A 15,446-nucleotide genomic window follows, 5' to 3' on the forward strand; every position below is an offset into this window, starting at 1 on the left:
TTTTTTTTTTTTTTTTTCTATATTCTTGGGGGTTTTTTTCTTACACCCCCACCTCCCGCCGGGGGGGGGGTTTTCCCCCCCCCGCTTTGTGGGGGGGGGGGGGGCCCCCCCCGCCCCCCCCCCCCCGCCATTTTCCGGGAGGGGGTACCGCGGATGGAGGGACGAACCCGTGTCTTCATTGACTTCTGGAACTTTCAACTCAACTGGAATAGTCGGATACAAGCGAGGTGTGACTGGAGAAAGCTGCCGACGGTTCTCGTCCATGAAGCAGACCGCGTCCTGAAACAGGTGGACAACCGTGGCGATATGACTCGGCTCTCCCTGACCGAGACGCGATTGTACGCGTCGGTCGATCCGTCCAACGAGAAGGAAGGGCCTCTGAAGGGCTGGCTCGACAATACGGTCCGGCGTATGGCCAGCTACCACGTGGAGATTCGTGAGCGCCGCCGCCAGCCGGCTTCACTCTTCTGCCGGCAATGCCAAGAGGAAACCGAGAGTTGTCCCGGATGTGCAGAACCGTTCGTCAGGAGCGTAGAGAAGGGCGTGGACGCAGCCATCGTCACCGACATGCTGCTGCTCGGATGGCAGGGCAGCATGGACGTCGTCCTAGTCGTGTCGAGCGACGCCGACCTGGTACCTGCAGTCCGAGCGTTGCGCGACCACGGTCTTCGTACTGTTAACGCTTCATGGCGTGGCCACGGCCACGAGTTAGCTAAGGCGTGCTGGGGGTCGTTTGATCTAGACGCTATCGCGCGCAAGGTTGTCCGCCACTCCTAGGCGACCCGGCGACCTCCCTTGTCGACGGCGGCGATCCGGCCGCGTGTTGGCTGGCCTACCTGGAACGGATCGGACTTCGCAGCCGGTTTCCGGCCGGTCTCGACATCGACCCGTCCGAGGCGGCGGGGGCGCGGATCCGCATCGTTCCCACATAGCGATCGGCACCTGTCTGCTGCTCCGTGATGGGTGGTACGGCGCACGAGGTGTTCATGCCGTTCCTGCTAAGGACCTGTAGACATCGGCACGGTGAGCGGGGGTGAGAATCCCGCCGAAGGGGGTCACCTGCCGTGCTGTGGCGGTATGGAGAAACAGGCATGGAGGGCAGACGGCTCGTGTACGCCGTCCTGACTGCGTGAACCGGTCTGCAGTCCGAAGCCCGGCAGGATCGCCCGCTACTTCTACGGGGAGCTAGACAAAGGCGGCGATGTGATGGACGTCGGACCGGGTGGTGTAGTGACGCTGCACTTCACCTGCGAACCCACCCGATGAGTAGTCGTCAGGCGGGTTATCCGACGGCACGGCTCAGCCAGTCCCATGTGTTCTGTTTGGCACGTCCCCAATACGTCCCGATGAGTCGGAACACGATCCCTGTACCGAGATGGGTATCGCCCATCCCCAATTCATCGGTCAGGTCTTTCACGAGTAGTGGAGAGCGAACGAGCCAGATGTTGTCCGCCAGACTGTGCCGATCCGGCAGGCTCTCGATGCGTTTTGTCACCTCGTTGTCAGAGCCCGGGTTCGTGACAACCACTATGAAGGGCACGGCCCGCTGATCAGGTGACACGTCGGGGTCGCCTCCGCTCCGCTTCGACGAAGATCGATCTGGCGAAGTCCTGCGGTGACCGGGGCTCCCGAACCTGTTCAAGACGGCGCTTCATACGTCGGGCGTTCCCGCGGGTGTGCCGGTGGCGAGTGTCGATGTCGCCTTCCCTTCCGCCGGTGCTTGTTACGAGGCACGATAGTGGACATGATGCCATAGTGACGAACGAATCGGATCGTTAATCTTCGCGGACTCAGTGACCCGTCCTGATTGTCAGGGGGTCGTTGGGCGTAGTAGATCGGCGCGACGAGCAGCACAGCAGCCAGGCCGCTCAGCATCGCTCCGTTGCCGAGCCCATGCAACCTTCCCCCAGCGGAACCGGATGGCGTGATCGAACGCCTCGCGGTTCATGCCGTTCCTGGAAAGGACCTGTAGACATCGGCACGTTGGGTGGGGGTGAGAATCCCGCCGAAGGGGGTCACCTGTCGAAGGTCCTGACCCCGCAAGCCGGGATCGAGCATGCTGTCCACGATCTGATCGATCGACCCCTGGAGAATCCTCTCCCACTCGTCCAGGAGGGGTGCGGCGTGCGGATTGACCGACCGCATCCGGGCGATGTTCCGCCTGGCGATCTCGATGCCTTCGGACTCGCGAGACGTCAATTCCCCCGCTATGGCGGTGTGAAGAAACAGGCTTCTTGCCTGATCACGGGTCAGTTTCGCCCCGTTCCAACGTGTGGTCACGGTGCTGATCGGCTGAACAGGTTCCATCACCTCAGTCTGTGTGCGACCGGGTATGCACACCATCGATCACCAGGCCTGCCTGGTGCCCGCGGCCGGGCTGATCCGGGCTCCTTCATGTCACGTTGAATCCTGACGTGCCCATCGGATGGTGTGTAGATCAGAACACTCGGTTGCCGGACGAGCATGTAGTTCTCTACACTTAATCACCATGGGAATGAACGCGCGGTCATGGTTACGCGTTGCCGCGGGGCGCCCGCAGGGCTCGGTGGGGGGCTCTAGACCTTCGGGCCGGCCGGTCCAATCCGGTGTGCGGGTGGCGGGACTCGGGCTGAGCACGCATATGCCGCGGCGACGCCGCGACTTTGACCGGGGGGGGGGTGGGAGGCACGGCGTCCCACCGCATCCGGACTTCGCGGGCGTCCCGGTAGAGGGATCCTGCTGTGGTAGGGGCTCGGACCGCACCGAATTCACGCCTGATCCGGCTGGGGGCGCTCGCGGTCGTGTTCGTGATGGCGTCGGCGAGCCTGACCCCGCTTACCAGTGCCCAGACGGAAGAGTCTCAACCTCAAGTTGAAGTTCCGGCTCGGCCGGCCGGATTGCACGTCACCACCCAGGAGGACTCCCTCAGTGTCGGGCTGGACTGGGAAGATGTGGAGGGGGCGACCGGCTACCGGATCCGTTGGAGGTTGGCCGGTCCGGGCAACACGCTGAACGAGGGACTGGAGACACAGACTTCGGAGGCGACCATCGCCATGGACGACTTCGGCGAGTGGGTGGTGCGGGTGGAGGCCTGCAACGAGGCGGGCTGCGGGCCGCCCCAGGCCAAGCGGTTCGAGGTCGAGGCTGCACCAGAACCTGAGCAGGATTCGACACCGGAGCCTGAACCTGAGGTTGAAACCGAGCCGGTGGCGGGAAGTCTGGCCGTGGCCGTGGTCGCCGACCCGCCCGACCCGACGCCTGGCCAGCGGGTCACCATGACCGCCCAGGTCACCAACGCCCCCGCGGGGCTGGTGCCCACCTTCACCTGGGAGATGAACGTCAGCGGCTGGTTCACCGTGCGCACCGCCCCAGAGTTCTCCTACGCCGGCAACCGCGACGAAGCCTGGGACTACCGCGTCACCGTCACCTACCCCAACGGCGACACCGCCGTCTCCGACCCCCTCACCGTCGCCTGGCTCGCCGACCAAGCCCGCAACGCCTTCACCGACAGCGACGACATCACCGCCCAAGACAACGGCGACGAAGTCCGGGGCCAGCAGTCAACCGACACGGTGCTGATCTCGACCATCGCCGACACTACGGGCACCGCCACGTCGTCGAGCATCTTCAATGCGCAGGCCTTTACGACAGGCGCTCTGCCCGCCACTGTCTCAAAGGTCCTGCTCAGGATGTCGGGCTCGAATACGGGCGCCTCGGTCAAGATCCGCAAGGACTCGACCACCAACTGCGGGTTCGTGACCAATTGCCCGGACTTCGGCATGGACGGCGAGGTGGCCACCCTGACCACCACGGACGATCTCAGCGGAACCGGCAACTTCACGTTCACCCCGACGGCCACCGCCAACCTCGACGCCGGCACCACCTACTGGCTGAGCGTTCACGAAGGGGTCGCGTCGGGCCGGAAATCTCTCGAAAGAAAGACGTCGCCGACCGTTGCCGGGCTTGCGGACTGGACCCTGGGCACTCGCATTGCGCGGTTCACCAGCACAGGAAACTGGAGTGCCGGCGGAGCGATCCGACTGCTCTTCGAGATTCAGGGCACTGCCACCGCCGATATCGAGCTGAGCGCGAGCCCGACCTCGGTGACCGAGGACGGCGGCGCCCAGTCGGTTACCGTCACCGCCACGCTGGCCGAAGCGAAGACGACCAACACCGACGTGACCCTGTCTTTGGGCGGCACCGCCACCGGCAGCGGCACTGACTACACCGCGACTCCGGGAACGCTGAGGATCAACGCAAACTCGCTCACGGGAACCCAGACATTCACCATCACCCCCAACAACGACGAGATCAGCGAGGGCGACGAGACCATCATCGTGTCGGGCACCAGCGGCTCGCTTGCTGTCGCGAGCACCACCATCACGCTGACCGACGACGAGCTACCCACCATCACGCTGGTGGTCAATGATGTATTGAACAGCCTCGTTCTCCAAAGCCTCACTGAGGCGAACACAGCGTCGAGAACAGTCAACGTGATTGCGAAACTCGACCACGGCGCGGTCTCCACAAACACGCAGGTGACGCTGAGCGTGGGCGGCACCGCCACCGGCGGCGGCACCGACTACACCACGACGGGAACGGTGCCGACCACCGTCACCATCCCCGCAGGATCAACATTCACGACGACCGGCACGTTCAACATCGCCGCGGTCGACGACACCCTCTCCGAGGGCACCGAGACCATCGTCGTCAGCGGCACCGCAACCGGCTACGACGTCCAACCCTCCATCGTCAAACTCCTTGACGACGATCTGGTGGAGGCGTCGCTGATCACGAACCGCTCGGGGGCGGTGGCCAGTTCGTCGGCGTCGTATCAGGCGCAGAGCTTCACCACCGGCACCAAACGCGCCATCGTCACCAAGGCGAGGGTCAACTTCAACGACGCTGTGACCAACGTGTCGGTGCGGATCCGTAAGAGCACATCCACGGGCTGCGGGGGCACCCTGACGAGCTGCCCTGACTTCAGCGCCAACGGCCTGGTGACCACCCTGGAGAACCCCGACGACACCGCCGGCACCGACCTCACCTTCCCGGCCCCGGCTGCCGTCAAGCTCGACGCCAGCACCACCTACTGGGTCACGTTCCACGAGGGCGTCACCGGCACCGCCAAGAGCGTGCAGACCACCGCTGCCGCCGCCACCAGCAGCGCGGGCTGGACCATGGGCCAACGGCTGGAGCGCACCAGCGAGTCGGGCACGTGGACTGCCGGCACCAACAAGGCCAAGATCGAGATCCTCGGCGCCGAATCGACCGTCCCCTCCACCAAGGTGACGTTGAGCGTCAGTCCGACGTCGATCGACGAGGAGGACGGGGCGCAGGAGGTGACCATCACGGCCGCTTTGGACGGTAGGGCGCGCACGTCGGCGACGACGGTGAGCCTGGCGTTCGGGAACACCGGCACCGCGAAGATCGGCGCGGCCAATGACTATGAGGTGCTGCCCGCGGGCTCCGGCACCAACACGATCACGTCGGGCACCATCACCATCGCGGCCAATCAGCCGTCGGGGTCGACGGCGTTCCGGTTCCGGCCGGTCAACGACGTCATCGACGAGGGCACCAGCGAGACCATCACTATCACCGGCTCGACCACGGCGTCGGACCTCACCGGCGGGGTGGATTCGGTGGACCTCACCCTCGACGACGACGACACCCTGGGCACCTCGATCTCCGTTGACTTCACTGTCGGCTCGCGTGACGAAGGGGACAGTCCAACCCAACTGCGCACTCGTGCCTATTTTGACTCGGGCAAGTCGCGCACGTCGGCCACCACAGTCGCGCTGGACTACTCGACCTCGACCGCCACGTCGGGCATCGATTACACGACCAACCCGGCGCTGCCGACGTCGATCACCATCCCCGCGGGCCAGAACTCCGCAACCTCATCCCAGATCACGTTGACGATTGTGGACGATAAGGTCCACGAGCCCCAAGAGCACATCATCATGACCGGCACGTTGGCGGGTTTCACGTTCACTGACGGGTCACTGGCGATCGACGACAACGACGACGCGCCGAACCAGGTGGTGTTGAGCTTCTCGCCGGTGAGCGAGGGGTCGGGGGCCACCACCTCGACGGTGACGGCCACGCTGGCCAACTCCGACAGTACCAAGCCCCAGGACATCGTGCTGACCGAGGACGTGACGGTGACGCTGGGCCGCGACGCCGCCAGTGACACCGCCACGGCGGGCACCGACTACACCAATCTCCAGTCGTCGCTGCCGACGGTGACCATCTCGGCGGGCCAGTTGAGCGGCACTGCCACCATCTCCATCACCCCGACGGCAGACACTGTCGACGATGACGGCGAGACGATCGCGTTCACCGCCTCTGCGTCGACCACCCAGTCGGGGGTGACCCTGACGGGGGTGGGCGCGAACATGGTGATCACCGAGGACGTGGCGCTGATCACCAGCCTCGCCGGCGCGAATAATGGCGGGTTGAGCAACGCCTTCTTGGCGCAGCCCTTCACCGCTGGGTCTGCGGGGTCTGCGCCGGCCATGGTGACAGAGGTCAAGGTCGAGTTCAGCAACGCGCGTTCCGCGGTGTCGGTCAGGATCCGCAAAGACAACGGCAGCAACCGGCCGGACATGACCGACGACGGGCTGGTGGCCACGCTGACGACGACCGATCCTCTCAGCGGAATCGGTGTCCTCACCTTCACCCCTCCGGCGGGCACCATCCTCGACGGGGGTAGTACCTATTATGTGATGATCCACGAGGGCAGCACGGCCACGCCGAACAGCCGCAAGGCGGTACAGCTCACCAACGCAGATGCTACGGGGCAGACGGGCTGGGCCATGGGGACACGGTTGAGTCGGACCTCTGAGTCCTCCGGCTGGGGCACGAACACCTCCCGGGTGAAGATGGAGGTGCGCGGCACCCTTCTGCCGACGCCGACGGTGAGCTTCTCGTCGGCCACCTATTCGGCCACCGAGGGCAGCACCGCCACGGTGACCGTCAATCTGAGCGTGGCCCCCAAGCGGCAGGTGGTCATCCCGATCTCGGCTGCCAACCGGAACAACGCGTCGGCCGGCGACTACTCGGGCGTCCCCGAGAGTCTGACGTTCGGCGCCGACGACACGTCCAAGAGCTTCACGTTCACCGCGGTCGACGATTCCCTCGACGACAACGGCGAGTCGGTGGGCCTGTCGTTCGGCACGCTGCCGTCGGGGGTGACCGCGGGCACCACCAGCACCGCCACGGTGAGCATCACCGACAACGACGACCCCCCGACCACCATCAACCTGAGCTTCGACCCCGCCACGGTCGCGGAGAACGCCGTCGGGAACGTGGCGGTCAAGGTGGTGGCCACCCTGGTGGGCACCTCCACCCGCACGGTGGCGACCAGGGTGAACCTGGACTCGTCGCTGGGAGGTGTCACCGCCAGCGGCAACTACAACTCGTCGGGGCTTCCGTCGAGCGTGACCATCCCCGCCGGGCAGGCCAAGGGAGAGGCGACGGGGCTGACGATCAACCCCACCGACAACTCCAACTCGGACGGCAACCGCGCCATCACCCTGGGCGGCACTGCGACCGGGTTCACGGTCAACGACGCCACCTTGACCATCACCGACGACGAGCTGCCCGCTATCACGCTGACCGTGGTGGACAGCTCGGGCAACGCCGTGTCGAGCATCAGCGAGGCGGTCACCACCGACAAGTCGATCAAGATCAAGGCGACGGCCGCCCAAGCGGTCTCCGCCGACACGGAGGTGACGCTTACGGTGGCCGGCACCGCGACGGGGGGCGGCACCGACTACACCGCCACGTTCCCGACCACGGTCACCATCTCGGATACCAACACCAGCGCCGAGACCGCCGCCTTCAACATCGCGACGGTCGACGACACCATCTCGGAAGGCATCGAGACCATCATCGTCAGCGGTTCGGCCACCGGCTTCAACGTGAACTCGGCCACCGTCAACCTGGTGGACAACGACCTGCCGGTGATCGAGCTGACGCTGGACATAACGACCGCGGCCGAGAGTGCGGGCAACCAGCGGGTGCGGGTGACGGCCACCCGCCCGGCGTCGGCCAACTCGGACCAGGTGCAGCTCACGGTGTCGGCCCAGGCGGCATCCACCGCGGAGCGGGGCACCGGCAAGGACTACACCGGGTCCTCGGGCTCCACCATCGTCCTCCCCGCCGGGGTGAACTCCGGTTCGGGGTTCTTCAACATCGACCCCCTCCAGGACCTTCTGGTGGAGGGTTCGGAGACCGTGGTGCTGGGCAGCTCGGTGTCGGGGTTCACCGTGGACTCGGCCACGTTCACCATCACCGACGACGACGACCCGCCCGACCGGGTGACGCTGAGCTTCGGTTCGGTGGGCGAGTCGGCCGGCGCCACCACCTCGACGATTACCGCCAAGCTGGCCAACTCCGACAGCAACAAGGACCAGGACATCGTGTTGACCCATGACGTGGTGGTGAGGCTGACCGAGACGTCGAACGGCACGGCCACCAGCGGTACCGACTACACCGCGCTGGCCACCCCCCTGCCGACGGTCACCATCTCGTCGGGCTCCAACAGCGCCACCGCCACCCTCAACATCACGCCCACCTCCGACACCCTCGACGAGGGCACCGGCGAGACGATCAGCTTCACCGCCACGGCGGCCTGCAAGACCGCCGCCGATCCGTGCCCCATGGACGATCAGATCACCAGCCTCACGGTGCCGGCGGCCACGCTCACCATCACCGACGACGACCCCACGCCGAACACGATCAACCTGAGCTTCGAGCCCAACAGCATCGACGAGAACGCCGCCGGCGACGCCCAGGGCGATGTGGCGGTGAAGGTGGTGGCCACCCTGGCGGGCAACTCGACCCGCACCACGGACACGACCGTGCAGCTGGCCACGTCGCTGGGCGGCACCGCCGGCAGTTCCCGCTACACGTCGTCGGGGCTTCCCACGTCGGTGACGATCCCCGCCGGGCAGTCCAAGGGCGAGGCCACCGGCCTCAAGATCAACCCCACCGACAACAGCGTCTCCGACGGCAGCAAGACCATCACCCTGGCCCAGCACGGCACCAACACCCTGGACAACTTCACGGTCAATGCGGCCACCATGAACCTGGTGGACGACGAGAAGCCCGAGATCACCCTCAGCCTGAACACGTCCAGCGCGGGCGAGGACGCGGCCAGCACCTCGGTGACGGTGACCGCCACCAGGGTGCTCGCGGTGAACTCGAGTGCGGTGTCGGTGTCGGTGACGGTGGGCGCCACCGGGTCGACCGCCACCCGGACCTCGGACTACACGGGCTCGTCCACGGCCACGATCACCATCCCCGCCAGCGTGGCGTCGCGGACCGCCACCATCAGCATCGACCCGGTGGACGACCGGCTGGTGGAGGGCTCCGAGACCGTCGTGATCGGCGGGTCGGCGACGGGGTTCAACGTGAACTCGGCCACGTTCACCATCAACGACAACGACAACGTCTCCACCGGCATCTCGCTGTCGGTGAACCCGACCAGCATCGACGAGAACGCCCCCGGGGACGCCAACGGCGACGTGTCGGTGACGGTCACCGCCGCGGTCAACGACGGCGCGCCGGCGACCAACACCACAGTGACGCTGTCGGTGTCGGGTACGTCCACCGCCACATCGACCACCGACTACTCGGCGTCCTCGGCCCTGACGGATACCACGGTGGACATCACCATCGCGGCCGGCCAGGTCAGCGGTTCGGCCACGATCAAGATCGACCCCGTCGACGACGACATCGACGAGGGCACCGGCGAGACCATCGTCATCGGAGACTCCGACGGCACCTCGGCCGGCGGGCTGGCGGTGGCGGTGAGCACGGCGACGGTGACCATCGACGACGACGACACCGCGTCGACCATCATCGACCTGTCGGTGGACCCGGCCAGCATCGCCGAGGATGTGGAGGGCGACTCCAACGGCGACGTTTCGGTGACGGTCACCGCCACCCTGCGGGGCAACAAGACCCACGACACCGCCACCACGGTGACGCTGTCCCGGGGCGGCACCGCCGTGGCCGCCGACTACGACCTGACCGGCTTCCCGGCGAGCGTCACCATCGCCGCCGGCTCCTCCACCGGCACCGCCACGTTCAAGATCGATCCTGTGGACGACGCGCTGAAGGAGATCGGCGGCGAGACCATCACCCTGAGCGGCACGGCGGCGGGGTTCAACGTGAACTCGGCGACGATCGACCTGGTGGACGACGACCTGCCGGTGATCACCCTCAGCGTGGCCCGCACCCCCGGACAGTCGTCGAAGCCCGCTTCCAGCCTCGCCGAGGGCGAGACCGACGCCGGGTTCGTGATCACCGCCACCCGCGCCGAATCGGGCCTGACCACCCACGGCGTGACGGTGCAGCTGGCGGTTGAGGAGGCCGACAGCGCCAACGCCACGGCGGGCGACCCCGACGAGGCCGGATGCACCGGCGACTACGAGGCGAGGTCGGGCCAGCTGCCCTCCTCCATCCGGATCCCCGCCGACGATGACGACAACGAGCGGATCGTGCGCATCAACTCGTGCCAGGACCGGCTGGTGGAGGGCACCGAGAACATCGTGATCGGCGGCACCGCGACGGGCTTCGAGGTGACACCGGTCACGATCACCATCACCGACGACGACAACACGTCCACCGGCATCGCGCTGACGGTGACCCCCACGACCCTGGACGAGGCGGACGGCTCGACGCAGGTGACGGTGAAGGCGGCGGTGAACGACGGCGCGGTGACCGCCGACACCACGGTGACGCTCGCCCTGACGGGCACCACCGTCTCGGCCGACTACACGGCCCCGGCCGCGCTGTCGGACAACAACGCCGACATCACGATCCCCGCCAACGGAACCGAGGCCCAGGCGACGTTCAACATCGACCCGGCCGGCGACAACATCGACGAGAACGACGAGACGATCATCTTCGGCGCGTCGGGCGGCAACTCGGCGGGCGGGCTGGTGGTGGCGGTGAGCACGGCGACGGTGACCATCACCGATGACGACACCGCCTCTACGGAGATCAACCTGTCGGTGAACCCCAACAGCATCGACGAGAACGTCGCGGGGGACAGCAACGGCGACGTGTCCGTGACCGTGACGGCCACGCTGACCGGCACCGCCACCCGCACCTCCGCCACCACGGTGGCCCTGACCCAGACCGGCAGCAGCTCCCACTACGACCTCACCAGCTTCCCCTCCAGCATCACCATCCCGGCGGAACAGTCCAGCGCCAGCCTCACCTTCAAGATCGACCCCGTCGACAACACCATCTCCGAGGGCGACCAGACCATCACCATCAGCGGCAGCCTGACGAACTTCACGGTGAACTCGACCACCATCACCCTGGTGGACGACGAGGCGCCGGTCATCACCCTGTCGCTGCCTAACACCTCCGCCGCGGGCGAGAGGGCGGGAAGCACCTCGGTGACCGTGAGGGCCAGCCGGATCACCTCCATCAACAGCGATGCGACGACGGTGACCGTAACGGTCGGAGCGTCCGGGGACAGCGCCCAGCGGGACACGGACTACACGGGCTCGTCCACGGCCACGATCACCATTCCCTCGGGCGCGGCCGCACGGACCGCCACCATCAACATCGACCCGCAGGAGGACCGGCTGGTGGAGGGCACCGAGACCATCACGGTGAGCGGGTCGGCGACCGGCTTCAGCGTGACCTCGACGAGTTTCTCCATCAACGACAACGACAACGCCTCCACCAGCATCGAGCTGTCGGTGAGCCCGACCAGTCTGGCCGAGTCGGCGGGCGCCACGCAGGTGACGGTCACCGCGAGCGTCAACGACGGTGCGGTGGCCGGCCCCACCGTGGTGGGCCTGTCGCTGGGGAGCGCCAGTTCCGCGACCCCTGCGACCGACTACGCCGCTCTGACGCTGCCGTCGATCACCATCGACGCCGACCAGACCGAGGGCACCGCGACGTTCGACATCGCCCCGGTGGGAGACGACATCGACGAGGGCGCCGGCGAGAGCATCGTCTTCGTCGGGTCCAAGACCAGCGGCGACACCTCCATAACCGCGGTCGGCTCGGCCACCTTCGTCATCACCGACGACGACACCGCCTCCACGGTCATCGACCTGTCGGCCGACCCGGCCCGCCTCGACGAGATCGCGGTGGGCGACGCCAACGGTGACGTGGAGGTGACCATCACCGCCACGCTGACGGGGGACAAGACCCGCAAGGGCGCCACGGTGGTGACGCTCGGGTCGTCGCTGGGCGGCACCGCCGAGGGCTCCCGCTACACCCACACGCCGCTGCCCGCCATCATCACCATCCCCGACGGGCAGCCCAGCGGCACGGCCACCTTCAAGATCAACCCCGACGACAACACCACCCGGGAGGGCAACAAGACCATCGAGGTGTCGGGCAGCTTGGCGGGATTCACCGTGAATCCGGCCGTCATCAACCTGCTGGACGACGACCTGCCCTCCGACACGGTGACCCTGACCCTGGACGCGGCCGCCACCGTGGCCGAGGCCGACACCGCGGCGGCGGCGCGGGTGACGGTGACCGCCGCGCTGAACGCCGCGGTGCGCGACACCGACACGGTGGTGACCCTCACCTTCGACGGTGAGAGCACCGCCGAACGGGGCGCCGACTACACGGTGACGCCGTCGCCGACGGAGATCGTCATCCCCGCCGACATGCTCTCGCACTCGATCCAGGTGGTCGTCACCGCCGTGGACGACACCATCGACGAGGAGGCCACCGAGATCATCGTGGTGGGCGGCGCCACCACCGCCAGGGTGAGGGGCTCTTCCCGGAGGATCTCGGTCACGCCGGCGACGGACCGGATCACCGTGAGCGACAACGACACCGTGTCGGACACCATCAGCCTGAGCGTGGACCCGGCGGGCGTCAACGAGAAGGACAGGCGCGCCGTGCCGGTCACGGTCACCGCCACCCTGGGGGACGACACGGTCCGGGTGGTGGACACCACGGTGACGCTGGCGTTGTCGGGGTCGGCCGCGGCCGGTGACGACTACAGCCATAGCCCGACCACGCTGCCGGAGATCACCATCCCCGCCGGCCGGACGTCGGGCACCGAGACGATCAGGATCACGCCCCGCCAGGACGACGACACCGCCAACGAGACCATCACCTTCGGGGGAGCTGCCGAGGGGTTCGCCACGGTGAGCCCGGCCACCATCACCATCACCGACGACGACAGCCCCTCCACCAGCCTGACCCTGACGGTCAACCGGCCCAGCATTGCCGAGAGGACCGGCACCACGACCGAGAGGACCGGCACCGCGACTGCGGTGACGATCACCGCCACGCTGGACGGCGGCACCCGGACGTCCGACACCACCGTGGGGATCCTGCTGTCGGGAACCGCGAGCATCAACGCCGACTACACCGTCGCCGAGCAGGGGCAGCCCTCGATCACCATCGCGGCGGACGAGACCAGCGGCAAGACCACCATCACCATCACCCCGAACGATGACGAGATCGACGAGGGCGACGCCGAGACCATCACCGTGGGCGGTACGGCGTCGGGCAGCCTGACCGTGACCCCGGCCACCATCGCCATCACCGACGACGACACCGCCTCCAGGATCACGCTGACCGCCAACCGCGCCAGCATCGCCGAGGACGCCGGCGCGGCGGTGGGGGTGACGGTCACGGCCACCCTCGACGTGGCCCGCTCGCAGGACACCGAGATAGCCCTGAGGCTGGCCGGCTCCGCCACCGGCAACGGCGTCGACTACACCGCCTCAACGCTGCCCTCGATCACGATCGACGCAGGCGAGACGACTGCGACGGCGACGGCTTTCAACATCACGCCCATCGCCGACGACGACCGCGAGGGCCACGAGACCATCGACATCTTGGGCGCCTCGGCGGGGATCGCGGTGGCCGGGGTCACCGTCAGCCTCCTGGACCAGGACACGACGCCCCCGTCGGCGGGCGCCACCGAACTGGTGGCCCGCCGGGCGGGCGGCAACTCGGTCCGTCTGACCTGGACCGCACCGGAGATCCCCGAGCCCGAGGCGACCGACCGCCCCATCACCGGCTACCGGGTCCAGCGCCGGCCCGACGGCGGGGACTGGGAGAACGCGCCCGACATCGTCGCCGCCAACGCCACCTCCTATGTCGACCGGGGGCTCGAGTACAGCACCACCTACACGTTCCGGGTCTTCGCCCTCAACGCCGACGGACCCGGACCGGCCTCCGACGAGGCCACCGCCACCACCGGCGCCCGCTCCCGGGGAGGATTCATCGGTGGTGGAGGAGGAGGAGGCGGCGGCGCGGCGGCGCCGGATCCGGAGCCGACCGTGCCGTCCGTGCCCGTGCCGCTCCCGCCCGATGAGGTGCCCGAACTCGAGGACGTGTCCCCGACCTCGGTGCTGGCCGGGGCCGTCCGGCGGGCCGTGAGCCTGGGGATCGTGACACCGGTCACTGACCCGGTCACCGACCCGGTCGGCGACCCGGTCACCGACGGGGAGGACGCCGGCAGCACCGCCCCGAGGTTCGAACCCGAGCGAGAGGTGACCAGGGGAGAGGTGGCCACGCCGCTGACACGACTCTGGCACGCGCTCGGGCAGACATGTCCGGAAACGGCCGGGACGCCTTTCCAGGACGTGCCCGCCGGCCAGACCCGCACAGACGTGACCTGCCTGTATGCGGTGGGTGTCACGGCCGGAACGACGGCTGCTACCTTCGCACCGGATCAGGTCGTCACCAGGGCGCAGATGGCGTCGCTATTGGTGAGGATATGGCGCCTCACGGGCCGCGAGTGTCCTGCGGATCCGGGGATGCCGTTCGAGGATGTGGCCACCGGCAACGTGCACCGGGATCACATCGCGTGTCTGCGTGCCCTGGGCATCACGGCCGGGACGACGGATACGACCTTCTCGCCCTACCAGCCCGTGACCAGAGCCCAGATCGCCGCGCTGGTGGTCAGGCTGTACGACGCGGCCAGACAAGACGACGAGACCAGACCCGACGGCGCTGCCGGCATCCCGTAAGCAATAACCGTCAGTTATTGACTCCAAAGTGTTACACACAGCCATTATTGAGATGACAGTGGTGCAGCCATGGCGTCGCTCCGGCTTGCGGCCAACCCGTCCAGCGACAACAATCGGGGCCTATATCGGAACAAGGATGTGTATTGGGCTCGCTGGTTAAGAAGCGCCGCAAGAAAATGAGCAAGCACAAGTATCGCAAGCGGATCAAGGCCAACCGCCACAAGAAGAAGCAGTAGGTCCGCCTCAGGGTTACTTGCGGGGCGAGGACGTGCTGCCCGCCCGGCCGGTCGGTGTGTCATAGCGCCCCGAATCCCCAAGTCGGTTCGTGCCCGCTGAAGGCCGTACCCGGCGCACACCGCGGTCCGTCCGAAGGGGGACGAGCGGAAGCGCCCGAACGTGTCACACCCCCGCTATACGTTGCCTGTCGCCAAGCACCTACACCGGCCTGAAGGCTCTCATCGATCGATTCGGCCGGCCCGGAGG

4 protein-coding genes are annotated in these 15,446 nt (G+C 67.1%); 3 read left to right on the forward strand and 1 reads right to left on the reverse strand.

Going from position 1 to position 15,446, the window contains the following annotated elements; all coding sequences use genetic code 11:
* The first annotated feature begins 153 nt into the window (after positions 1 to 153).
* Positions 154 to 777, forward strand: coding sequence for an NYN domain-containing protein (locus OXK16_15345; protein ID MDE0377317.1), 624 nt, complete (start codon positions 154 to 156; stop codon positions 775 to 777).
* Between the two features lie 1,167 nt (positions 778 to 1,944).
* Here the strand turns inward: OXK16_15345 and OXK16_15350 are convergent.
* Positions 1,945 to 2,280, reverse strand: a complete 336-nt coding sequence (locus tag OXK16_15350; protein ID MDE0377318.1) for a hypothetical protein — start codon at positions 2,278 to 2,280, stop codon at positions 1,945 to 1,947.
* 440 nt (positions 2,281 to 2,720) lie between these two features.
* Between OXK16_15350 and OXK16_15355 the strand changes: the two genes are divergently transcribed.
* Both OXK16_15355 and OXK16_15360 read left to right on the forward strand, forming a co-directional pair.
* On the forward strand, positions 2,721 to 14,963 hold the full coding sequence (locus OXK16_15355) for a fibronectin type III domain-containing protein (GenBank protein MDE0377319.1): 12,243 nt from the start codon (positions 2,721 to 2,723) through the stop codon (positions 14,961 to 14,963).
* 143 nt (positions 14,964 to 15,106) lie between these two features.
* Positions 15,107 to 15,199 carry an AURKAIP1/COX24 domain-containing protein gene (locus tag OXK16_15360; GenBank protein MDE0377320.1) on the forward strand — a complete coding sequence of 31 codons (93 nt, stop codon included), beginning with the start codon at positions 15,107 to 15,109 and terminating at the stop codon, positions 15,197 to 15,199.
* Positions 15,200 to 15,446 lie beyond the last annotated feature (247 nt).

This window comes from bacterium, assembly GCA_028821235.1.
In the GTDB taxonomy this organism is placed as follows: Bacteria; Actinomycetota; Acidimicrobiia; order Spongiisociales; family Spongiisociaceae; genus Spongiisocius.